The following is a 26250-nucleotide window of genomic DNA, read 5'->3' on the forward strand; positions in this document are numbered from 1 at the left end:
TCCGGAGCCCCTTTCAATGCAGCCTCTACACGTCGCTTCAGACCTGCATTCCTTCCATCAGGACGCCCAGTGGCAAGTCATCCAGAACCTCCAGAAGCAAGGCATAGGATTGCAGCATGGTTTCGGCTTGCACCGGCAATACCAGGCCGGCGTCGTACACCGCGATCAGGTGCAATTGGTCTCCCGGCGTGACCTCCAGATTGAACGGGTAATGCCACTGATCGCAAATGGCGACCTCGCTGACTTGCAGCGCAGCGTTGTCGCTTCCGGCATCGCCCAGCGGATAGTTCTGAATGCGCAGCGCCGTTCCGAACAAGGCGTCGCCGTCCGGCAAGCCGGCGCACTGCGCGATTTCCGACAATGCCAGCGCGGCATGCGCCGTCGCGGAAACGCGCCTGCGCTGCAGTTGCAGACAGGCATCAACGAAGCCGATTGCGGGATCGATCTGGCAGCGTAAGGGCGGCGTGTTGATCAGATTGCCGACGATAGTGTCGATACCCTCTACCTCGGCCGGACGCAATACGGAAGTGACGCCGAAACAGATGTCATCCGCGGCGCGGTGGCGCGCCAGCACCAGTCCCCAGGCCAACATGAAAACACTCGGCGCAGACAGGCGATGCCGGCGTGCAAACGCGTGCAGGCGCGCACCGGTTCCCGCTTGCGGCTGCCACGCGATTTCCGCAAAGCGGCCGCTGCAGGCTGTCCCCTGTTTCGCCGGCCAGCGCGAGGGTCTCATCCCGGCCAACTCGTCGCGCCAGAAGCAGCGCGCAGCCGCGCCGTCCTGGCGTTCCAGCCAGTCCAGGAAAACACGGAAGTCCGGCGCCGGCGCGGCCAACGATTGTTTACCGTAGGCGGCGGCGACCTCGCCGAGCAATACCGGCATCGACCAGCCGTCGATCAACGCATGGTGATAAGTCCATACGAAACGATAACCGGCGCTCGTTTGCAACAGCGCAAAGCGCATCAGCGGCGGCGTGGCGAGATCGAAGCCGCGCTGCCGCTCTTGCCGGCAATAGGCCTCAAAGATGATGTCTGACTCTTGTTCCGACGCGCCGCGACCATCCTCGCGCTGCCAGGCAAGCGCTGAGACTTCGCCGAAACGCTGACGCGTCTTGCCGTTCTCTCCTTCAATGAAGCAGGCGCGCAGCGACAGATGCCGCGACACCACGGTTTGCCAGGCAGCGATGAAGTCCTCCACCCGCAGTTCCGCCGGCAAGCGAGCGGTGAATTGCACCACATAGGCGGACGACTCCGGATACGCAGCGGTATGCTCCACCATGGCAGCTTGTTGCGGCGCCAGGGCGTAAGCCGCTGCGCCTGTATCCATGGCCGCTTGCGATGCAGATGAGGCGATCGCTTCTGGCGGCACCATTTGCCCCGGCGTCTGTCCCGAAGTCTGCACAACCGCCTGCAGCCAGCCGCACATGCCGGCACACAGCCGGTCGGCGAATTCCTGCGCCAGCACGCGCGGATCGAAGTTCAGGTCCAGTTGCAGGCGTCCGCCGGCGATCATGGCGTTGACTTCCAGCACATACGGGCGCGGCGTCGATGGTGCAAAACCGGCGCCATCAGCTTCCGGTGCGGGCCGGACCGGCAGGCTATCCGGCCATGCCGTATCCCATTGGCCGAGGTAATTGAAGGCGATTTCCGGAACCGGCAATGCCGCCAGCGCCTCCCGCACGGCGCTGTCGGGTGACAGGAAACGCAGCACGCCGAAGCTGAAACCATGGCGCGGCATGGCCTTGAGCGCAGCGCGGATCTTGTCGATGCGATGTTCACCGAGCGGCATGGTCCATGGCGCCAGCACCGTAAACCATCCCGGTATGCCGCCAACGGAGATGTCTTCGAGCATGATGTCGCGGCCATGGGATTCGAGCGCAATCCCGATGTTGAGTTTGCCTGCGCCGCCCAGCAATTCGTCCAGCGCAACACTCAAGGCAGCCAGCAAAATCTCTTGCACCTGAGCTCCGTGACTGCGTGGAAGCTCGCGCACCAGCATGCCGGTGACGCCTTCATCCAGCGTAAAACTCCGGGTGTGCGCGGCGCCGGCAGTCGCCGCGATATCGGTGCGCAACACAGGCAGGCGTGCCAGATCATGCGGCTGTTCCAGCCAGTAAGGCAGCTCGCCGAGGGCTTGCGGGGAGACGGCATGGCGCGCTACCGCCGCCGCCCACCGTCCAAAAGACGCGCGTGCGGGAGGCAGGGTGACGGCAGCCGACTTCTGCGCTTGCGCATAGGCGTCGAACAGATCTTCCAGCAACACGCGCCACGACACGGCGTCAATCACCAGGTGATGCGCCACGACATGCAGGCGCGCGGTCGCATGTTCCCCCGCTACCGCCGGCGGCGCATACAGCACCAGCCGCAACAAGGGCCCCTGTTCGATATCCAGGCGCGTCTGATTGGCGGCCGCACCTTGTTCAAGCAAGGCGCGCCATGCATCCATCGCTGCCGGAGGCGGCACCGTTTCCAGCAGCGCCGTTGCCTGTTCCCCGAGATGCTGCTGCCAGACCCCGTCGCTCTGCCTGAAACGCAGCCTCAGCGCATCATGGCGCGCGCAAACCGCATCCAGCGCGCGACGCAAGGCCGGCACATCCAATCCGCTCGGCACCTCCAGCAAAAAGCTTTGATTGTAGTGATGCAGGTCCGGCGGATTCTGCTGTAGAAACCAGTGCTGGATCGGCGTCAGCGGTACGGGACCGGCAACCTGCGCCTGCGCCGGCGCAGAAGCGTGTTCCGCACCCTGGCTCGCATCCACCTGCACCGCCAGCGTTGCCAGCGTCGGCGAATCGGGATCCATGATCTGGTTGAGCGTCAGCGCGATGCCCTGCCGGTTGGCTTTGGACACCACCTGGATTGCGAGAATCGAATCGCCGCCGAGTTCAAAGAAGTTGTGTCCCGGCTGCACTTGCGCCACATTGAGCACCTGCGCCCAGATGCCCGCCAGTTGCCGCTCGGTCTCGCCGGCGTAGTCGCCTTCAGCATGCGCCGGCGGCTGCAGCCGCGGCGTGCTTTCCAGCGTACTTTCCGCCATCGATTCCAGCGCCTTGCGGTCGATCTTGCCGCTGACCGTCAGCGGCATCGATTCCAGCGCGATGAAAGAAGCCGGCAGCATATGCGGCGGCAGCTGTTGGCCGAGGAAATCCCGCAAGAGTGCATGCGTTATCGGGGTATGCGTTTCCAGGTAAGCCGTCAGGCGGCGGTCGCCTTCCCCGTAATGACGCACCAGCACCGCGGCGTGGCGCACCGCGGCATGTTGCATCAACGCCCCCTCGATTTCGCTCAACTCGATACGGAAACCGCGCAGCTTGACCTGGTGATCGTTGCGGCCGACGAATTGCACCCTGCCGTCGGCGAGGCGATAGCCGCGATCCCCGGTTTTATACAAGCGCGCGCCGGGAGGTCCATAAGGATCCGGCAAGAAGCTCGCCGCCGTCAGATCCGCGCGGTTCAGATAGCCGCGCGCCAGCCCTGCCCCGCCAATGTACAGTTCGCCGATGACACCGGGCGGCAGCAGTTGCATGTCGGCATCCAGCACATGCAGCTGCATGTTCGGCAGCGGCCGGCCGATCGGCAGTTGTCCGGCATTGTCGTTGTCGCCGGCCCCGGACCATGCCTCGACGCTGACTGCAACCGATGCTTCGGACGGCCCGTAGCCGTTGTAGAAACGCCGTCCGGGCCCCCAGCGCAGGACCAGTTCGGGTGCGCAGCTTTCGCCCGCGACCACCAGTGTCTGCAAATCCGGCAGGCGGCTTTCGTCCAGCGTCGCCAGCGCAGTCGGCGGCAAGGTCGCCGCGCTGATGCGCTGGTTTCGCATGAATTGTTCCAGTACTTCACCGACGCGGGCGGTATCGGCGCCGGGCACGATCAGCGCGGCGCCGGCGCCGAAGGCCATCGTCATTTCCCAGATCGAAGCATCAAATGACAGCGAAGCAAACTGCAACACGCGCGCCTGCGGCGACAAGCCGAACGCGCCGCGCTGCGCATGCGCCAGCGAACGCAGGCCGGCATGGGTGTTGCCGACGCCCTTGGGCGTACCGGTAGAACCCGAGGTGTAAATCACGTAGGCCAGTGCCTGTGCCTCAGGCGGCGGGAAGTCGCTCTCATCCGGCATATCGCTCAGGACGTTCAGGATGGGCTCAACATCCGATGCTGCAAACAAAATGTCCGGATCCTGCGTGATCGACTCGGCCTGCAATTCTCCCGCGCACGCGCTATCCGCGATCAACAGGCACGCGCCGCTGTCTTCCAGCATGAAGCGCCGGCGAGCTGCCGGATAGGCGGGATCGAGTGGGACAAAGGCCCCGCCGCAGCGCAGAATGCTGATAACCGCAATCACGTAACGCGCGGATCGCGGCAAGCACAACGCGACCTTCTTTTCGCTGCCCACGCCGAGCGTTCGCAGACGCCGCGCCAGCCGCAGCGATTCGATGCGCAATGCGGCATAACTCAGGCTGCCTTCCTGATCGCACAAGGCGATGGTGTCCGGAGAATGTCTTGCCCATTCATCGATTTGCTGCGGCAAATACGCCGGCGCGATCGCTTCGACCGGACCTCTGCCTGCCGCCAATGCCGCCTGCGCATCGAGGTCGTCCAGCGCCAGCAACTGCGCCGCCGGCCGGTCCGGATACGCCGCCATGTTGTCTAGCAAGCGTCCCAGCTGCGCCAGCAAACGTTCGGCCGCCGCAGCGGGAATGCTGCCGTCGCGATGCAAAGCCAGGCGCAGGCTTTCGCCGGGACTGCAGACCAGTGTCAGCGGATAATTGGTGCGTTCCCGTACTTGCACGTCGGCCAGTCTGACTCCGCCGCCAGCCATGGATTGCGCCTTCGGATAGTTCTGCACCAGCAACAGCGTGTGGAACAGCTCCTGATTGCCGGGCAAGGATGCCGCCTGGCGAATCTCGGTCAGCGAGGCGCCGGCATGCTGCTCTCGCTCCAGATGCTGCTCCTGCAATTGCGCCAGCCAGTCCGCCAGAGGTGTGGTGGATGGAATCGTCAGGCGCGCCGGGACAGTGGCGATGAGCATGCCGATCATGTCTTCAATGCCATCGAGTTCCGCTGACCGGCCTGAGACGGTGACGCCGAACACCACGTCGCGGCTGGCGCTGCAACGCGCCAGCAACAATCCCCAGGCCGCCTGCAGCACCGTACCGAGCGTAGTGCGCGCGCGTTGCGCCAGTGTTTGCACAGCCTGCGTGCGCGCGGGCGATAACGCTATCGCATGCACCCCGGACATCGTGTCTTGCACCGACACGGCATCGCCCGCCTGCCTGGCGAACGCCAGAGACGCCGGCTCTTCGACTCCCTGCAATGCGCGCTGCCAGAACAAGACGTCTTCGCTGCGTTCGCGCCCATCGGGCCGCTCATGCCAGCGTACATAATCGGAGAAACGCGGCGCCGCTTTCAGCCGCACCTGCACATCGCCCAAGGCCTGGCGATACAGTGCAAAGATGTCGGCCAGCAACAGCGACACCGACCAGCCGTCCAGCAACAGATGATGCGAACTCCAGACCAGCTCATGGCGCTGCTCCTCGACTTGCAACAACTGCAGTCGCAACAGCGGCGCCTGCTCAAGGTCAAAGCCGCGCGCCAGGTCGGCGCGCATCAACTCGTCCAGCGCCGCCGCGCGCGCAGTTTCATCCAGGCCGCGCCAGTCGGCGAAGCTCCACGGCAACTCAACGGCGGCGTGCACGCGCTGGCGCATGGCCGGCAGGTCGCGCCAGTGAAAGCTGGTGCGCAGCATGCTGTGACGTTGCAGCGCCTGCGTCCATGCACGCCGCAAAGCCTCGGCGTCAAGCGCGCCATCCAGCGTCAGGCAAAGCTGATTGCAGTAGATGTCGGGATCACGCAGACTGTGGAACACCATGCCTTGCTGCAAGGCCGTCAGCGGCAACTCTTCCTCGATCCTGTCCTGCTGCGGGGAAGTCTGGCTCTGTGCAGCAGCGGCGATCGCAGCGATCTCGCGCAGTGCCGCCGTTACTTCGCGCAGCCAGGCATCGATGCGCTCACGCAGCGCCTCGCCTGCCGGAAAACTGACTGCGCCGCAAAGGCAGCCGGCGCGGATGCCGGCGTTGATTTCGATGACGTGACTACGCGCGAATGCATCGCTTTGCGCGGGACCGCTGTCTTCATCGACGGCGCTAAAACCCTCGCTGCCGGGCACACTCACAGCGCCGATGTCGAGCCTGCCGAGATAGTTCAGCAGGATCTCGGCACCCGGCAAGCCCTGCAACGCAGCGCGCTGTCCGGCATCGGCGGACAAATACCGCAGGACTCCCAGCGCCAGCCCCTGGCACGGCGATTCGCGCACGCGCTCGCACACTTGCATCATCAGTTGGGCCGGTGTTGGGGTCGAGTCCGGTTCTGCGTCCGGCCATTGCAGCAGCACCGGCTGCACTGCCGTAAACCAGCCGACGGTACCCGACAGGTCGACGTCGTCAAACAGGTCGGCACGGCCGTTGCGTTCGAGATCGATCTGCAATGCCCCCTTGAGGCCGATGCGGGCGGCGCCGATAAACAATGCCGCAATGAGCAGTTCGTCCACACGCGCCTGGAATACCCCGGGCGCCGCTTGCAGCAAGACTGTCGTGGTTGCGCTGTCGAGCGACAGCGGCAAACTTTCTGCGTCGCCCGCCTTCCCGGCCGGCAATTGCGCCGGCAATACAGTGAGCCCCCGGACTGCGAAGCGCTTCAGAAAATAATCGTGCGCTGACTGCGCCGCCAGCGTGGCGGCCAGTTCGTGCAGCTTGCGCGACCAGGTGCGATAGGAGGTGGTCGGTGCGGGCAACGAGATCTCGCCGCGCAATGCCTGTGCATAGGCCAGGCTCAGGTCATCCAGCAACACCGACCAGGAATAAGCATCGATCGCCAGATGATGCACCGCAATCATCAGGCGCGCGGCCGGTTTAGCCAGCACCGCTTGCAGCACCCGGCCGGTCCGCAAGTCCATGCCCCGCTGCGCTTGCTCATAGGCGGCGGTACGCGCCGGCAATTCGGCATCTGCGCCGTCCAGCACGCGCAAGACGGTCCCCGGCACAGAGGCGGCAACCTGCAAGCGTTCGCCATCGACCTGCAAACGCAGCATCGGATGACGCGCCACCACCGCCTCCAGCGCGCGTTCCAGCATAGCAGCGTCGACATCCGGAGGTGTCTGCAGCACGACCGACTGGTTATAGTGGCTGCGGTGTTGTCCCGCCTGCTCCAAGAACCACGCCTGGATCGGCGTCGTTGGCACATCATCGCCATCGTCCGATTCTTGCAGTGCGCTGCCGCATATCGTCTGCCCACGCGCTTCCAGCGCACGCATCAGATCACGCACCGTCTGGAAGCGGAAAATGTCACGCACCGTCAGGTTCAGCTGCAACTGCCGGGCACGCGACACAAGCTGCAGGCTGCGGATGGAGTCGATGCCCAGTTCGAAGAAATTGTCGCAAGGTCCGACCGTGGGCCGGTCCAGCACTTCGGCAAACAGCGCCGCCAACGGCGCCTCAGTTGCAGTCGCGGCGGCGACTGCAGGCGCGTCATGCTGAGCCGGCGCTTCACGCGCGATATCCATCGCCAGCAATGCCCGCCGGTCGGTCTTGCCCGATGCCGTGCGCGGCAACTGCGGCAAGGTGACGCACAGCGCCGGCACCATGTAGACCGGCAGGCGTTCCGCCAGCCACGCACGCAGCATCCCGGGCTCCAGTTCCGCGTCGCAGCCGGCGACGGCCAGCAATTGACTCGATCCTACGCTGTCCTCCCGCATCAGCACCATTGCCTCGCGCACCTGCGGGTGCTGCATCAGCGCCGATTCGATTTCCGCCAGTTCAATCCGATAGCCCCGCACCTTGGCCTGCTGGTCTTTGCGTCCGATAAATTCCAGCGTGCCGTCGATGCGGCGACGTCCCAGATCGCCGCTGCGGTAGCTGCGCAACACAGGCGCTGCCGGATGCGGCTGGAAAACGGCGGCAGTTTGCCCCGGCTGCCCGATGTAACCCTGCGCCACGCCGGCGCCGCTGATCATGATTTCACCGATGACGCCGGGCGGCACGGCCCGGCCGCGGCCATCGACGACTTCCAGTGCGGCGTTGGTGATCGCCCGGCCGAGCGGCAAGACTTCGGCGGCCGGCGGCAACGGCTGTTCGGCAGGATTGAAAAAGGAAGAGGTAATGGTCGCCTCAGTCGGGCCGTAACCACTGCGAAATGCAACCGGATGCGCACATAGCGCCTGCCATTCGCGCCAGCGGCGGGCAAACACCCGGTCGCTGCCGGTCACCACCAGACGCAGGCAAGCCGGCGGTGCACGGCGCGTCTGACCGAGCGCGCGGACCCACTCATGCCAGAACGCCGCCGGCAAGTTCAGCACGCTCAAGCCTGCTTGCTCCACGTGTTCCTGGAACGCGTCGATGCTGTCGGTAACGTTCTCTGCACGAATCACCACGCAAGCGCCGGATGCCAGCGTGGGGAAAATTTCTTCGGCGGCGACATCAAAATCGGCGGCGGCGAATTGCATGACACGGTCGCTGTTGCGCAAGCCAAAATCCTGCGCCACTGCGCGCGCATGATTGGCGAGATTGGCGTGCGTCACGGCCACGCCCTTTGGCGTACCCGATGAGCCGGAGGTAAAGCAGACATAGGCCAGCGCCTGCGGTTGCGGTTGCGCAAACTCGGCGCCGACGCTGCCGCTGCCGTTCCCTACCGTGAATGAAGAATCCGACACGGATGCCCGCAAATCCGACAACAAAACCGGCACCGGCCAGCCGCTCTCATCGGCCTTGGTTGTCACTACCAGCGTAATACCGGCAGCGGCGATCATCTGTGCGCGCCGCGCTGCCGGCTGCTGCGGACTCAGTACCGCATAACCCGCGCCGGCACGCCACGCGGCCAGCATCGCCACCACCAGCGACGCCGAGGAAGAAAATCCGAGGCCGACCACGGCGCCTGGCTGCACGCCTGCGTCGGCCAGACCTTGCGCCAGCAATTCCGCCCTGAATCCCAATTCCCGATACGTCAGGCGAATTGCGCCCTCTTCCACGGCAATCCGGTCAGCGTGGCGCAGCGTACTGTCGGCGATCATCTGCGGCAGCAATGGCGCCGCTGCATGCACCGGCAACACCGGTGCGGATGGAGGCGCAAGTTGAACGCAGGATAATGGCGTGGACGCCTCGATGCTTGCTTGCTGCAGCACGTAGGCGTATTGATTGCAAAATTCGGCAATGCTGGCCTGGTCGAACAAATCGGCGTCGTACTCCATCACGCAGAGATACTCGTCGCCGTCGAGATGCACGAAAAAGTTGAGATCCAGTTCGGGAGCGCCTGCTGCCGGCGGGACCGCTTCCACCTGCAATCCGGCGAGGACCAGTTGCGCACCGGCATCGCTTTGCTGCATGAACATGGTCTGAAACAGCGGCGCCTTGTTCAGCGCGCGTTCCGGACGCACTGCCTGGACGATGCGCTCGAACGGCGCCTGCTGGTGTTCGAATGCCTCCAGGCAGATAGTCCTTATGCGGCCGATCAGCTCGGCAAGATCAGGGTCGCCATGCAAGCTGATCCGCAGCGGCATGGTGTCCACGAAGAATCCCACCAGTCCATGGGTTTCGCTGCGGTCGCGATTGCCGACCGGGCATCCGATCACCACTTCGTCTTGCCCCGACCAGCGCGACAAGACCTGCGCATACACCGCCAGCAGCACCATGAACGGTGTCGCGCCGGCGCGCAAACCCAAGGCCTGCACCTTTTGCACGCAGCCGTGCGCCAGGCGCAACTGATGCGTGGCGCCGGCATTACCGCGTTCGGCAGGACGCGGCCGGTCCAGCGGCAATGCCAGCTCAGTGACGACGCCGGCCAGCTGTTCGCGCCAATAGCGCAGATGGGGCTTCAGCCGTTCTTCGCTGAACATGGCGCGCTGCCACACGGCATAGTCGGAATACTGAATCGCCAGTTCGCCCGGCCGGACCGATGATGCGCCGGTTTCCAGTGCGTACAGCATGCCCAGTTCCTGGATCAGCACGCCCATGGACCAGTGATCGGAAACGATGTGATGCATCGCCAGCGCCAGCACATGGCTATGCGGCTCCAGTTGCAACAGGCTGATGCGCAAGGGCGGCGCGGCAGTCAGGTCGAAAGGCAAGGCCGCTTCGCGCGCCAGCAGTGCCTGCTCAGCCGAGGCGTGGCTGGTTCCGGCAGCCGGTGTTTCGACCGCCAGCGCAAACGGCGTAACCGGGAGAATATGCAGTTCCGGCTCCACGCCTTCATCGCGGATCACGCTGCGCAGCAATTCATGGCGCGCCGTGAGCGCACTCACTGCGCGCTCCAGCGCGGCACAGTCGAGCGTCCCCTTCAGCCGCCATCCGGCCATGATGACAAAGGCGCTGCCACCGCCTTCAAGACGATCCAGAAACCACAAACGGCGCTGATTGAACGACAGCGGCGCCGTCGCCCGCTGCACCGGGCTGCGTGCCAACTCGGGGACAGACACTGTCAGGGGCGACTCGGATAACGCCTGCAAATGCGCAATCAGCTCGGCCTTGCGCGCACCGAGCTCTGCACGCAGCGCCGGCGACAAGGCGCCGGCCGGGCCGCGTACGCGCAGATCGCTGCCGGAGCAAGTCAGCGTGACGCCGAGCTCCGCCAATTGCGCCATCAAATGTTCAACACCGTTCAAATCGTAAACTCCTCGATGCCGTCGTCTCCGGAACGGCATTGATCAATATGGCCGGCCAGCGCGGCCAGCGTGGCATGTTCGAACACGGCGGTGATGTTCAGATCGACGCCGAAGCTCTCGCGCACGAACGCCAGCAAGCGCATGCCGATCAGCGAATGCCCGCCCAGTTCAAAGAAATTTGCTTCGCGCGTGATGTCCGCAACACCCAGGATGCTGCGCCAGGTGGCAGCCAGTTTTGCTTCCGTATCTGTCATACCGCTCATGCCGCTCATGCTGCTGGTCTCCGCCAACGCCGGCATGCCGGCGCCGGCCGGGGATAGCGGCACCGGCGTGGACAGTTTGTCCAGCAACAAATCGGTACGCGCCATCAGGCCAGGCAAGTCGCGTATCGATACCGCAACGCGCGCGTGCGGCGACGCCAGCACCCTGCGCAAGACCTCGATGCCTTCCTGCGACCGCATCGCTTCCTTGCTGTCGGGCGCGGTCTGGCCATGACGCCGGTAAGCGGCGACGGTCATGCCGGCCTCGCTCCAGTCGTCCCAGTTGAGCACGGTGGTAAACCCGCTTCCGCGCGCATTGCGCTCATGCGCGAACAGATCCAGGAATTCGTTGGCGGCGGCATACGCGGCCTGGCCGAACTTGGCCTGCGGCAGCAAGCTGCCCAGCGTCGAGCACAGCACCATGAAATCCAGCGCATCGCCTTCCAGCAAGCGATCCAGCAATACCGTGCCCTGCACTTTCGCGGCCATCACCTGCTGCATCGATGCGACGCTGCGGTTCTGGATGATGCCGCCGAGATCGGCCACGCCGGCGCAATGGAACACGCCATGGATAACGCCGAAACGCGCATGCGCCGATGCAATCGCCGGCGTCAGCGAAGCGGCGTCGGCAACATCGCAGGCGCTTGCGAGTACCTCGATTCCCTCTCTTTCGAGTTCGGCGACGAGCGCGCGGTCGACATGGCGTCCCAGCAAAACGAGGCGTGCGCGGTAACGCGCGGCGAGATCGCGCGCAATGCTCGCCCCCATGCCGCCGAAGGCGCCGGTGATCAGGTAGCAGCCCTGCCGGCGCAGGCGATCATCGCCCGCTTCGGGCGCGGCAATCCTTATTGGCTGCAACTGCGGCACCCAGCGATGGCGGCGGCGCAGCGCAACCTGCGGCTCTGCTTTTGTGTGCCGGAGTTCGCTCAGCAGCATGGCTGAAGAGCCCTCTGCCTCGATATCGATGAGACGGCAGGTCAGACTGCGATATTCCACCGGCAGGATTCTGGCCAGACCCAGCAGTGTGCCGAGCGACGCCGCCAGCGGCTCGTCGCCGCTGACATCTGCGGCACCGCATGTGACGATGTCGAGTTGCAGCGTGCGCGCCTGCGAGCCCGCGCCGATGGCCTGCGCCAACAGCATCACGCTGGCAAAGCCGCGTTCCAGCATCGTTTCGAACGGCTGCATGACACTGGTCCAGAGATGCACAATACGGGTCGGCGTGACGCTGTCCAACAGCCGGCGATAGTCGTTTTCGCTGGCGGGATCGATGGCGTAGTTCTGCGATGAGAGCGCCTCGAATGCAGTTCCCGCTCTGACTTCAACAAGCTGTTGGCCGATTGCGCGCAAGCCAGCCGCCAAAGCGCGGCCAGCATGGGTTTCAGCACCCAATAGCAGCCAGACGTCTTGCGCGGCTGAGGGCGCCGCTGATGTTGTAATCGCCGATAGCTGCGGTGCGCGTTCCCATCCCGGCAGATAGAACCAGTCTGCGATATCGGCGCGGCGCTCCTGGGAATTCACTGTCGCGGCGATAGCCGGTTGCGGCGCAGGCCAGTGGCGCGTGCGTTCAAACACATAGCCGGGCAGCGCGACGCGCAATGGCGTGCTGGCATCCCCACTCTCCTGCCGGCTTGCCTTGCCTTTGCGCCAGTCGATCAATGCGCCGCGCGTCCACAGTTGCGCCACGATATCGTCCAACGCAGATGCCTGCTGCGGCGCTTGTCGGTTCATGCCCAGCGCAATCAGTTGCGCTGCAGACCAGCCCCCTGTGCGCGCCAGTTTTTGCAAGGCGCTGCCGGGCCCGACTTCGAGCAGCAGGTCGACGCCGTCGCGCTGCAAGCTGTCGAGACCGTCGCCGAAACGCACAGCCTGACGCAAATGGCGCGTCCAATAGGCAGGGTCGACGGCATCCGCGTCGCTGATCCAGGTGCCGGTGACGTTCGAAATGAAGCGGCGTTGCGGCAGCTTCAGGATGATACGGTCGAACTGAGCAACAAAAGCCGGCAGTACCGGATCCATGGCCGCCGAGTGGAAGGCGTGCGAGGTATCGAGGCGCACGGCCGGCACACTGATTTCCTTCAGCCGCGCTTGCAATGCATCAATGGCATCCGTCGCGCCGGACAACACGCACTGTCCGGGACCGTTGACTGCAGCAAGGCTGATCGCGTCGCCGCAACCACGCATCAGCGTGCGCGCCTGTGTTTCGTCTGCCTGCACTGCCAGCATCGCGCCGCCTGGCAAGGCCTGCATCAGTCGGCCGCGCATGGCAACCAGCGCCAGGGCGTCATCCAGTTCGAACACGCCGGCCAGACATGCCGCGACGTATTCGCCGAGGCTGTGTCCCAGCATGGCGACGGCTTCAACGCCGCGCGCCTCCAGGCTGCGCGCCAGCGCGTACATCACCGAAAACAGCACCGGCTGCGCCAGCGCGGTCTGCGTGAGTGCCGCGACAGCAACCGGATCGTCGGCCGCAACGCCGTACAGCACGATGCGGATATCTTGCTCCGCATGCGGCAACAGCGCGACGGCGCAGCGGTCGAACCAGAACCGATAGCCGGCGTCGCTCTCATACAGCGACTGCGCCATGCGCGGATATTGGCTGCCCTGTCCCGGGAACAGGAAGGCAAGCCGCGCCGCTGCCTTGATCGTGGCCGCCGGCTCGTTGCCGGACTGTTCTGCGGCCAGACGCAGCGCGGCCATCGCTTCTTCGTTGCCGGATGCGACCAGGGCGTAACGGCAGCCGAAGGCGGCGCGCCCCTGTTGCAAGGTGAAGGCGATGTCGCGCAAGGCCAACTGCGGCTGGCTTTGCAAGACATTGGCGAGCGCCAGCATGCTGCTGCGCAGGCTTGCCGGCGTGCGCGCCGAGAGCGGCAATATCTGAGTCAATACTTGCGGCGATATCGTCGTGGCGGTGTTCTGCAGACGCGCAGGCGCCTGCTCCAGCACCACGTGCACGTTGGTGCCGCCGATGCCGAAGGCGCTGACGCCGGCACGGCGCGGATGGTCGCCTTGCTGCGCGGGCCACGCCTGCACAGCGCCGACCACGCTGATCGACGCCGCGGTGAAATCAACATGCGGATTGGGCGCCGAAAAATGCAGACTCGGCGGCAGCACACCGTGCTGCAAGGCCAGAATCGTCTTGATCAGACCGGCGATGCCGGCTGCCGCGTCGGCGTGGCCGATGTTGCTCTTGACCGAACCCAGCGCCAGCGGCCGTTGCCGTCCGCCGAAGACACGCGTCAAAGCGGCGACTTCTACCGGATCACCCAGCTCGGTGCCGGTGCCGTGGGCCTCGATATAGTCGATGTCGCCCGGCTCCAGTCCGGCCTGCTTCAATGCCGAGGCAATCACCGCCGCCTGGCCGTCCACGCCGGGAGCGGCGTAACCGACCTTGCGCCCGCCATCGTTGTTGACGGCGCTGCCGCGGATCACCGCCAGCACATTGTCGCCATCGGCTTGCGCCTGCGCCAGCGGCTTGAGCAGCACCATGCCGACACCACCGCTGGGAACGGTGCCGCGCGCATCGGCCGAAAACGGTTTGCAATGCCCGTCGGGCGACAGGATCATGCCCGGCTCATGAAGATAGCCGCTGCCTTGCGGAAAGCGTATCGCCACGCCGCCCGCCAGCGCCATGCCCGCAGCGCCGCTGCGCAACGAACGGCAGGCAATGTCGAGCGCCGTCAGCGATGACGAGCACGCGGTCTGCACTGCCAGCGCCGGCCCCTTGAGGTCCAGATGGTAGGCAATCCGCGTAGCGCCGAAATCCTTGTCGTTGCCGGACATCGCGTGATAACTGTCCGCGTTTTCAGGCATCGGGCCGGCGGCAAACAACTGTCCCTGCAAATAGGTATTCACGCCGACACCCACGAAGACGCCGACGTCGACATCGTCTCGCGATTCCACCGCTGCATAGCCGCCGTGTTCAAGCGCATGCCAGGCGCATTCCAGCGCGACGCGATGTTGCGGATCCAGCGTCACGGCGTCGCGCGGGCCGAGTCCGAAAAAGTCGGCGTCGAAACAATCCGCCTGCCCGACTACGCCGCCGGCTGCAACGAAGTTCGCTTGTTGCAGCACCTCGGCAGTGCGTCCCGCCGCCGCCAGCGATGCCGGATCGTGGCGACTGATGCCTTCACGGCCTTCGACCAGCAGTTGCCAGAAGGCCTCAATGTCCGGCGCACCCGGGAAACGGCATGCCATGCCGATGACGGCGATGTCCGACTGGGCAGGCAACGGCGCGCGCGCCGGAGAGCCTGTCTCCCGGATCTCCTCATGGCCGGACAAATGCTGCGCGAGACTGCGGATGGTCGGAAAACGGAACAGGTCGCTGATCGACGCCACCCTGCCGAATTCGGCCGTCAGCAAATCGTACAAACGAACCAGCAGCAGCGAATGGCCGCCGACATCGAAAAAATTGGCGTCCGGCGCGATGTCCTTCAGGTTCAGCACCTGCCGCCACAGCCCGGCGACACGCGCCTGAAAGTCGCGATCCTCACGCCCCTCACGACTCTCGGCATTACCGGATACGAAGCGCTCTGGCTCAAAGGCCGGCAACGGCAACGCGTTCACATCGATCTTGCCGTTGCCGGTGAGCGGCATGCTATCCAGAATCGAGATGAAATCAGGCACCATGAAGGACGGCAAGCTGCGCCGCAGTTCGCTGCGCAGCATCGCGGCAGTCGTGCCGGCGCCCACAACATAGGCCACCAGGCGGCGCTCTCCGGCGCTGTCTGGACGTAGCATCGCCAATGCCTGAGTCACTCCGGCCTGCTGCGACAAGGCAGCTTCGATTTCTGCCGGTGCGATACGGAAACCGCGCAGTTTGAACTCGCGGTCGCGACGGCCGAGGAAATCCAGCGATCCGTCTTCGCGCCAGCGCGCGCGGTCGCCACTGCGATACAGGCGCGCCAGCGGATCGGCAGAATAGGGATCCGGCTGAAAACGTTCTTGCGTCAGCGCCGGATTATTGAGGTAGCCGATGCTCACCCCCGGTCCGCCGATGCACAATTCACCGGCGACGCCGATCGGCGCCGGTGCGCCCTGCTCATCCAGCACATAGATGCGCGCGTCGCCCAGCGGACGGCCGATCTGCAAAGGCGCGTCAGCGCCCGCATAGCGGCCTGCCGTCACGGTCACCGTGGTTTCGGTCGGACCGTAGGCGATGAACAGATCGCGGCCTTGCTGCCATTGCGACGCCACCGCAGCAGGACACAACTCGCCGCCGACGATCAGCGTGCGCAGGCGGGGCAACTGAGCCACCGGCATCGCTGCCAGCAGCGCCGCCGGTATTTGCAGATGCGTGATATTCATCGCGTCCAGCGTCTGCAGCAGAGGCGAGCCGGGCAGCAGGCGTTCGCGCGGCGCCAGGCACAGGCAGGCCCCGGCGGCAAGCGCAAACACGATATCGGAAACCGCCACATCGAAGCCGAAGGCGGCCAATTGCAGAATGCGGCTTTCCTGCTTTAGGGAAAATTCAGTCACGGCGCTTTGTGCAAGACGGCACAAAGCGTGATGCGCCAGCGCAACGCCTTTCGGACGGCCGGTGGAGCCGGAGGTGAAAATGATGCACGCGGTTGCGGCGAAGTCCTTGTCGAACGCGTCGTGAGAATGCTTCGATTCGTCCTGTTCAGCGGTACTAGACAAATCCTCCCATACGGGCAAGCGCATCCATTGCGCCTCGTTCCAGTCCGACGGACGATCGCCGACCACCAGCGCGACGCCGGCATCTTGTAGCATCTGCCCGATCCGTGCAGAGGGGTAGCCGGGATCAATGGGCACGAACACACAACCGGCTTTTGAAATACCCAGCAGCGCAGCGATCAGGCCGATGGAACGCTCGCCGATCAGTGCGATGCGATCTCCGGGATTGAGGCCTGCGGTACGCAGACGCCTTGCGAAGCCGCCGGATAGCCGATCCAGTTCCCGATAACTAAGCTCGCCCTCGGGCGTCGCCAGCGCCGGTGCGGCGCCGTTGCGCTGCACACCTGCGTGCAGCAAGTCGTGCAAACGCAGCGGCACGCTTGCCGGCGGCAATACAGTGTGCGCCCGGCCGAACTGCGCCAGCAAGGCGCGCGCCGGGGCATCAAGCAGCGAGTGCGACAGCGGCGGCACCTCGGGTTGCGCCAGCAAGGCGTCCAGCAGATGCACGAAGCCCGCGCCGATGCGCTCAGCCAGCTCGGGGACAATGACGTCGGCGGCATATTCCAGCTCGCCCCCGATGCCTTGCGCATCCTGATGCAAGGCCATGCTGAGATCCGTGCGCGCCAGCGGCGCCGACAAGGGTTCCGCTACCGCGTCGATGGCGTCCAGCTGCAATTGCCACTGGCGCAAATCGGCCAGCACGAACATCGCCTGCAGCAAAGGCGGCCGCTGGGGAATGCGCTCCACGCCGGCGGCTTCGACGATCCGGCTGAAAGAGATGTCCTGGTGTTGCAGTCCTTCGGCGACGCGCTGCTGCACGCGGCGGACGAACTCGGCCAGATTGGCGGCGCTGCAATCCAGGCGCATCGGCAACGTATTGGCGAGGAAGCCGACAATGCCGTCAAGCCCGCTGCGGCTGCGACCGGCGACAGGAATGCCGACCACGACTTCCTGCTCGCCGCCGAAACGCGCCAGTGTCAGTCCCCACACCCCGAGCAACAGCGCGAAGACACTCAGTCCGGCGTCATCGGCTGCCTGTTGCAGGCGTTCGCTGCGCTCCCTTCCCAGCGTGACCGGCACACGGCCAAGGCGGAAGTCGCGTTGTTCCGGCATCCGGCTCAACGCCAGGCCGAGCACGGCAGGCGCGCCGGCAAGCCGGTCGCACCAGTATTTGCGCTGGGCTTCAAAAGCGCCCTGCTCGTCGCAATGGCGCTGCCATTCGGAGAAATCGATTTGCTGCAAAGGAGCGGCAACAGCATCCGGCGCGTCGCTGTAGGCCTGCCCCAGTTCTTCGACGATCACGCGTCCGGAACCGCCGTCGAAGGCGGTGTGATGCGCCACGATCGCCAGCAGGTGTTCAGCGGGGCCGAGCCGGATCAGAGCGGCGCGCAGCGGCAGGTCTTCCGCCAGCGAAAAAAACCGTTCTGAAAATTCCTGCAGCAGCGGTGTAATCTGCTGCCGGCTGCCGTCTGCAGCGATCCTTTCCAGAGCGAAGTCAGGCGAGGCGTGGACCTCTTGCACCTCCTGCCACAGCACGCCGTCGGCAAGGACGAGCCGCGTGCGCAGCGCTTCGTGGCGTCGCATCACGCGCGTGAACGCGGCTTCCAGACGTTCGACGTCCAACTGGCCGCGCAGCCGGTAGAGCACCGTCTGGTTGTAGGCGCCGCGCTGTTGTCCGGATTGCTCGATGAGCCACAGACGCTCCTGATTGAACGAAGCGCGCGCACGCCGGTGCGGGCCGCCGGCCAACACTTCCGGCAGTCCTGCGCCACGCTGCGCGCGGCACACTTCCAATGCCATGGCGCGCAAGCTTGGCGCGTCAAAAACTGCCGTCACCGGCAGGCGCACGTCCAGGCTTTTTTCCAGCGCAGCGACCAGCCGTATAGCGCTCAGCGAATGGCCGCCCGACTGGAAGAAATTGGCTTGCGGATGTTGCGGGCGGGTGCCGATGACCTGCCGCCAGATATCCGCCAGCAAGTTTTCTTCCAGCGTCATCGCGCTTTCCGTCTCTGACGCCTGTGCCGCTGCTTCTCCGTGGGGCGCGGGCAAGGCCAGGAAATCGATTTTGCCGTTGGAGTTGAGCGGCAAGTCCGGCAGGAAGACATAACGGGACGGCTGCAAGGCCATCGGCAAGATGTCCTGGAGGCGTCGCCGCAAGGCCGGCTCCACCGATTCTTTCGCGACAACATATGCCATCAGTATCAGTTCGCTGCTGCCGTCAGTACTGACTTCGCGCGCCACGACCACGGCATCCGCCACACCGGGGCACCTGCGCAGCGCGACGCGGATTTCCTCGGGATCGATGCGCACGCCGCGAATCTTCACCTGACGATCCAGTCGCCCCAGGTAATCGATGCCGCCATCGGGACGCCAGCGCCCGAGGTCTCCCGAACGGAACGCGCGGCCGCCGGCAACGCCTGCGGGCAAGGTAACGAAGCGCGGCTCGCCGCCATTGAGACTGAGATACCCTCGCGCCAGGCCGATGCCGCCGATCATGATTTCTCCTGCCGCTCCCACCGGCAGCACGTTACCGGCCGGATCGAGAATCGCCAGCAGATTGCCGGGGATCGGTCTGCCTATCTGCACCTGCGGCCCTTCGGCGGTGTCGACGTCGTAGCAGGTCGAATCTGCCGACGCCTCCGAGGATCCGTAAAGATTGAGCAGGTGGCAATCCGGCAACAGGCTCAGGAAGCGGCGCGCCAGGTCGCCCGGAAACGCCTCGCTGCTGCAGATGCAGTGACGCAGTCCGCCCAGCACGTGGCCGACGTCGGCGACATGGTCGAGCAGCGATTTCAGCAATGATGGCACCAGCGTCAGGCGCGTAACCCGGTACTGCTGCATCGCCGATGCCAGCGCCCTGGGATCGCGCACCTGGGCTACCGACAAGATCACGGACGGTATGCCGCCTAGCAGCGGACCGAAAAGCTCCCAGACGAAATCGACGAAGGTCGGCGTAGTTTTCTGGCAATAGCGGTCGAGCGGTTCGAACGGATAGCGCTCCAGCATCCAGGCGATACGGTTCACCGCCCCCTGGTGCAAGCCCATCACCGCTTTCGGGCGACCGGTCGAACCGGAGGTGTAGAGGATGTACAAGAGGCTGTCGGGGCGATTGACATCGAGCGGCGCGGCTGCCGGCGGGAATGCCTGTGACGGATCGACCAGCGTGGGCTGCTGTGCTGCGGGAGCGCCGGCAGCAAGCCAGTCCGGCGCGCCTGTCGTCATCAACACCGTCGCACCGCTGCTGTCGAGCATGTAGCGCAGGCGCTCGGCGGGGAAATTCGGATCCATCGGGACGAAGGCGCCGCCCGCGCGCAGGGTCGCCAGAATGGCTACGGCCAGATCCACCGAGCGAGGCAGGCAGATGGCGACGGGCGTTTCGGCAGCCACGCCCAGTTGCTCCAGATGCGCGGCCAGCGCGGCGGAACGACGGTCGAGTTCGGCATAGGTGGTTTCGCCGCCGCCTTCCGCATCGATCAGCGCCACGGCGTCCGGCGTCCGTGCTGCCTGTTCGGCAAACCAGGCGCTCAGTGTGCGCGGCGCGGCTGCCGGTAATGATGGCAATGTCGGCAACGGCGGATTGAGGCGCACCAGCATCTCGCGCGCCGCTTCGCCGCGTTGAAGCGGCAGTTGCGACAACGGTAGCTGCGGATCGGCCAGCGCGGCTTCCAGCACGACTTCAATCGATGCCGCCATCGCGGCGGCGAGCTGCGGATCGATGAAGTTGCGGCGATATTCCAGTCCGCCTTCGATGTGTTGTGCGCCGGCCTCCAGTTCCAGCAGCAAGTCCGCCCGGGCGGCCGGAAGCGGCACGGATGCGGCCTGTGCGCACACCTCACCTGCCTGCGCCTGCAGCGGCGGCATCGTCTGGAACACCAGCATGGCCTGGAACAGCGGGGCAAGTCCTGTGCGGCGCTCCGGATTGATGAGCTTGACGACTTCATCGAACGGCAGTCCCTGATGACGCAAGTCCTCCAGCATGTGATCGCGCACCTGCTCGGTCAGGCTGCCGAAACTTTGGCTGCGCTCCGAACGATTGCGCGACACCATGTTCTCGCTCAGGAAACCGACAACGTCCTGTTCCTGCTGCCGCGGACGATTGACGACCGGAACGCCGATAGCGATGTCGTCCATGCCGGAATAACGCGTCAGCACGGCATGGAACGCTGCCAGGACCACCACGAAGGGCGTGGTTCCGGCGGCATCGGCAAAGCGTTTGATCGTGGCCGTCAGCGGCGCCGGCAAGACCACCGGGATACGTTCGCACAATGTCGCGCCGGCTTGTCCGCGCTGTCCTGAAAACGGCAATTCGAGTGCTACCGGCAACTGCGCCAGCCGCGTCTTCCAATAGCCGTGCAATTTTTCGCGCGCGGCGACTTGCTGCGGCTCGCGCAGCCACGTCGCATAGTCGCCGAACGGCACCGGCTCGGGTAGCGTCACCGTTTCATCGACCTGGCCGAGTTCGCGCGCATACAGCACGACCAGATCGCGCAGCAGCAGATGTCCCGACCACATATCGATGATGCTGTGATGAAAGGTCAATAGCAAGGCGCACGCCTCACTACCACCTCCGCTCCCGCTATCGTCGTCGTGCAAAAGTTGCGCCCGCAGCAACAGGTCGGCAGCGAGGTCGAAAGGCTCTGCAACAGCCTCGCGCAAGAAAGACGGCCATGACGTTGCGGGCACGGCATGCTGCGTCAGGGAGAGGCTGTCGACTTGCTTGAAGGTCTGCCCGATGGCGCCGTCATCCTGCTCGAAAAAGCCGACGCGCAAGCCCTCGTGACGTTGCAGCAGCGCCAGCAGAGCACGTTCCAGCGCGGCGACGTTGATCGGAGCATTGAAACGGATATCCATGCCCAGGTTGAATTCGCCGGTCACGCCGTCGATGCGTTCAACCGTCCACAGCCGTTGCTGGGCAGGTGTCGCCAGCACGCGCGCCGACGCCGCGCGGCGAGGGATTGCCGCCTCTTCTGAAGGCAGTTCGAAGCCGTCCTCGGCCAACAGATCGGCCAGCAGCGCTGCATCGAGTGCCGCATCCAATCCAGTCTCCATCGCCGGCATCTCAGGTATCGTCATACAGTCCTCGCAGCAACGCGTGCCGCTTTTTGTTCGGGTGTCATTTGTTCTATTTCCAGCCAGCGGCGAGAGATGGCTTCGGTGATGCCCGGCTTGCTTTCGCCGCGCCGCACGTGGGCGCAGAATCCTGCCACGGTGGGGTTTTGCAGCAGGTCGGGCATCCCCGCATCGAGACGGAGCCGTTCACGCGTGACCGCTGCGATTTGCGCTGCGCGCAGTGAATTGCCGCCCAGTGCGAAAAAGTCGTCGTGCACGCCGCATGTGGACAGCTCAAGAATCTGCTTCCACAGCTGCGCCATGTAGCGTTCGAATTCGCTGCTTGGCCGGCCCGGCTGCAAGAATCCACCGGCTATCCGAGCCAGCTGTTCACGATCAACGCCGCCCGATTCGGTGCGAGGTATTGCGTCTACCGCCAGCACAGCGACCGGCAGGCTGCGGCCCAAGTGGTCGCGCAACATCACGGGACCTTGCGAAGCGGCGCCGGTTTCAAAGACCAGCGCTTCATCCACCGCAATGGCCGCATCTTGCAATCCTGCGTGGCGCGGATGCTGCAGGTCGAGACCGATCGCCAGCACCGGCACGGAAGCCGATAGCGCAATGTCGAAGCTGGCGACGGCATATTCCGGCTCCAGCGAAAAGTACCCTGCCGCTTCCACCGTCGATACCGGCGCAGCGTCTTTGCTCATGCCGGTATGGCGCCAGGAGGAAAATCCCAGGTAACGGCAGCGCATATTGCCGGACGCAGTCAGTTGTTCCGCCATCGCCGCCTGCCAGGCGTTCGCGGCAGCATAGGCCGCGTCCTGCCGGCCCGCGACCATGCCGGCTACGGAGCCGACCAGAACCAGCCAGGCGCCGGGATGCGCTTCGGCCAGCGCCTGCAAGGCGAGACTGCCGGCAACTTTCGCATGCATCGTCTGCGCCAGCGTTGCTGCCGTTTCGCGGCTCAATTCGGTCTGCCGGCCCTCGCCCGCCAGATGCAGGACGCCGTCCAGTCCGCACTGCCAACGCCCACGCGCCTGCGCCACGGCCACATGCAAAGCTGCCATATCAGCCACGTCGGCGCTGACGTACAGCACGCGGCCGCTGCGCTCCAGTTCCTGCAGCGCCGTCGCGCGCGCGGCGTCCAGCTTTGCCGGTTCGGTACGGCCGACAATCAATAATTTTGCGTCGTGACGGTCGAGCAGATGCCGCGCCAGCAGCAGCCCCACACCGCCGAGTCCGCCGCTGATCAGATACAGGCCGCCGGAACGCAATGCTGGGCGATCCGCCTTGACCAACTCGACGTTACGCCAGCGTCGCAGGTGGCGCGCGCCGTTGATATAAGCCAGTTCGGTTTCTCGCGTGCGCTTGCGCAGGTCGTCGAGAATCATGCCGGCATCGCTGCTGAGGTCTTTGCCTGAAAACCGGATATGCATGCAATGCACGCCGTCGATCTCCGCCGCCGACGTCCGCAAAAAAGCGGCGGCTGCAGCGTACTCGGCGGCATCAGCAACATCAGCGCCGCCGCATACGATCAGCCTTCCAGGCCGGTTGCCGCGCGCGGTCGCTGCCAGCGCCTGGCATAACGACAGCAGCCGGGGCAAGCGCGCCCAGCCGGGCAATACAAGAATGGCTTCGGGCAATCCCTGCTGCGCCATCGCGTGGAAAAGACGATTCAGGGAAGCCAGCGGATCGGTTTGTTCTTCCAGCACGAACGGCTGCCAGTCGATATCGCCGGCCGCTTGCGCGAGCGCTGCCCGGGTCGCGGTATCGCCGGCGGAGGCGTCTCCCAGTACGGCGATGCGTTGTCCCTGGACAGACTCTCCTGCCGGGGCAGCTATCGGGCAAGCTTTCCAGAACGGTTCGGAGAACCAGCGGGGAATGGTGCCGGGAGCCTCCAGCAGGCAGGCGGCTTGCTTGATCTCGGTATCGAAAACCCCAGCTTCCAGCCGGCGCTTGAGCTCGAGCCGCTGGACCTTGCCGGAATTGGTGCGCGGCAGGCGATCGGCCGGCACATGGATGAAATACGCCGGCATCAGCGTCAGCTGCTTCCCCAGCCGCATGCGCATGTCTTGCATGACGCGCCTGAGAACGTCATCGCGCACAGCGGCAATATCGGAAACTCCGGAAACTTGGAAAAACAAGGCCAACTGATCCGTTCGTGCAGCCGGCGCGCGCACACCGACAGCCGCGATGCTGATGCGCTCCACGCCCTCTGTCTGCGCCGCGACTTCCTCAATTTCGCTGCTGTAGAAATTGGCGCCGTTGACGATGATCATTTCCTTGATGCGCCCGACCACGAAGAGCTCGTCATTGCGGATGATGCCCATGTCGCCGGAGCGGAACCAGTCGCCGTGCATTACTTCGGCCGTCAGGTCGTCGCGGCCGAAATATCCCATGAACAGGGAGTCGCCGGACAGCTCGACGGCGCCGATGACGCCTTCCGGGACCACTTCGCCATGCTGATCGACGATGCGATATGCGGCGCCGCAGATCGGCAGACCGAGAGAAACCACCTCGCCGTTGCCCGGCGCCCACTGCGACATGGAAAATCCGCTGACGGTTTCCGTCATGCCGAACGACGGCCAGATCGCGCCAGCGGGTAATTTGTTCTCTGCGAAACGCGCAGAAAAAGCCGTCAGCACACTATCGGAAACAGCCTCGCCGCCGTTGAGGATCATGCGCAGGTTCGACAGATCCCAATCGCATCCCGTGCCGGGCGCAGAAGCCGCTTGCTGCAACAGCTCGAACGCAAAGTTGGGCGTCCAGACCATGCAGACGCGATGCCGGTGCGCCAGATCCAGCCAGCGTACGGGCGCTTCCAGCACCGTGGCGGTGTCGACCTGTATCTGGTTCATGCCGAGCACCAGCGGCAAGATCGACAAGAAGCCCAGGCCGCCGACATGATCGAGCGGCATCCAGTTCATGGTCGTCGCGCCGGGTGTCAGCGCGGCGCCGCGTTCGGCTGCGCCGCCGATCATCGCCAGTACATTCGCCTGGCTCAGCATGACACCCTTGGGAAGACCGGTGCTGCCCGAGGTCATGAACACCATGGACAAGGCCTGCAGATCGCTTGCCGGCGCAGGGATTGCGCTTTCGGCGCAGCAAAGTTCAGACGTATCGAGCAAGGTCATTCCGCTCAGCGCATCCGCGCCCAGCGGCGCCAGCGCTTGCAAGCTGGCCGGATCGGCGGCAATGACAGGTCGCCCCAGCACTTCCCAGGAATCGCGCAGGCGTTTGAGCGACGCGCCGCCCGCTGCCGCAGCAGCAAGCTTGAACGGCGCCGGCACCATGGCGCCGAGTATGCAGGCCCAGAACAGCGGCAGCAGGCTACGGCTGTTTGTTGCGTCGACAAGAACTACATCGCGGCTGCGAACGCCGTGCGTGCGCAAGCCGCCCAGTATCCGCCGCGCCTGATCGAACAGTTCGGTATAACTGACCCGGGTTTCACTCATATCGGCGGCGACATGGACGATGCCGAGTTCAGGATGCTGCGCGGCGCGCTCCAATGCTTCGGCCAGATTGGCGGGCATGTGCAGCTGTGCAGGAAGCGGTCTGAGACGGGACACCGCCGGCTTGCCGGCCGCACCGCTCGCCGGCGTCCGGGAAAGCAGTGTTTCCTGCAAAGCGGGAGCCAGCAAAGGATGATCCGGAAGGAGATCCGCCAGATGGATGCGCTGCCGCAACGGCACAATCGGCCGATAGACGGCAGTCGGCGGCAACGAGGCCTCGACCCAGGCCGGCAATGCGGCCAAGGCATGGTCATCCACGCAGCCGTCGGGCCGCAGCGGCAAAGCATGCACGCGCACCAGCGCTACCGGCCCCGGATACCCCGAGTCCGCGATGGCGGCATCCAAAGCCCTGCGTTGACCGCCAACGGCATAGGCGACCAGGCCGACACCCGCCTCCGCTTCCTCCTTCGCCGCCGCAACGGCGAGATGGACGGCCGAGACCGTCGGCACTGCCAGCAGCCGCGTTCTGAGCGCGGCAATGATAGTGTTCTCCGACACAATACGTTCCAGCATCCCGCTCCCCCTGAGCATTTCCGACCTAACATCGGCAAGCTTGTTTATTTCAGCAAACTATCCGCTTAACAAGCAGAGCCCCGTCCTGCAAGGGTGATTTAATCTTGCCTTTATTTTTACGACGCAATGAACTGTCGTCCCGCACTCATCATAAGGCGTGCCGCCATCGTTGATGTGCGTAAGTTTATCCTCGCAAAATGAGGATATTTTTCTGCACGCAATATTGCCACTGAATTGCCACAAGAGTTGACTTCCTGTCTCATTTTTTTTAAAAATATCCCGACAAATCAGAGGTTTCCCGCATGGCGCACCGCAATAAAATGCATATCCATTCGGTAGGCCGTATCGCAGCAGTGGGAACAACTCGAAACATTCCCGCAGGGCAATTTCATTAATTTCGGCCCGCATGCCTGCATCGTTGCGTCCCCCCTCTCAGGAGCGGCTGGAAATACCAGGCTTAATGTGTGCGGGAGATATGGCAAACGTCCTGGGGAAGGGCCTACGTGACCTCCCGGTGCGATGCGAAACGAACTGAAAAACGATGCCCGCTTTGACGGCTTCCGCCAGTGTTTAAGGAATGATCTCGCGTCCGATTACGGCAGCATCGGATGTAAATTTTTCGTGGGCTCGC

3 protein-coding genes are annotated in these 26250 nt (G+C 64.5%); all 3 read right to left on the reverse strand.

Annotated features, from left to right (window positions below):
* Positions 1 to 37 precede the first annotated feature (37 nt).
* Genes AC1RN6_RS18265 through AC1RN6_RS18275 form a run of 3 tightly spaced genes read right to left on the reverse strand, consistent with a single transcriptional unit; the run spans position 38 to position 25619 of the window.
* Positions 38 to 10645: an amino acid adenylation domain-containing protein gene (locus AC1RN6_RS18265; RefSeq protein WP_493006873.1), complete on the reverse strand. Its 10608-nt coding sequence runs from the start codon at positions 10643 to 10645 to the stop codon at positions 38 to 40.
* A complete protein-coding gene (locus AC1RN6_RS18270) occupies positions 10642 to 21615 on the reverse strand; it encodes an amino acid adenylation domain-containing protein (protein ID WP_493006874.1) in 10974 nt (3657 codons plus the stop codon). The genes AC1RN6_RS18265 and AC1RN6_RS18270 overlap by 4 nt, the downstream gene beginning before the upstream one ends.
* Positions 21612 to 25619, reverse strand: coding sequence for an SDR family NAD(P)-dependent oxidoreductase (locus AC1RN6_RS18275; RefSeq protein WP_493006875.1), 4008 nt, complete (start codon positions 25617 to 25619; stop codon positions 21612 to 21614). The genes AC1RN6_RS18270 and AC1RN6_RS18275 overlap by 4 nt, the downstream gene beginning before the upstream one ends.
* Positions 25620 to 26250: the final 631 nt, after the last annotated feature.

It is taken from the genome of Herbaspirillum sp. GW822-FHT03A08, from assembly GCF_058801885.1.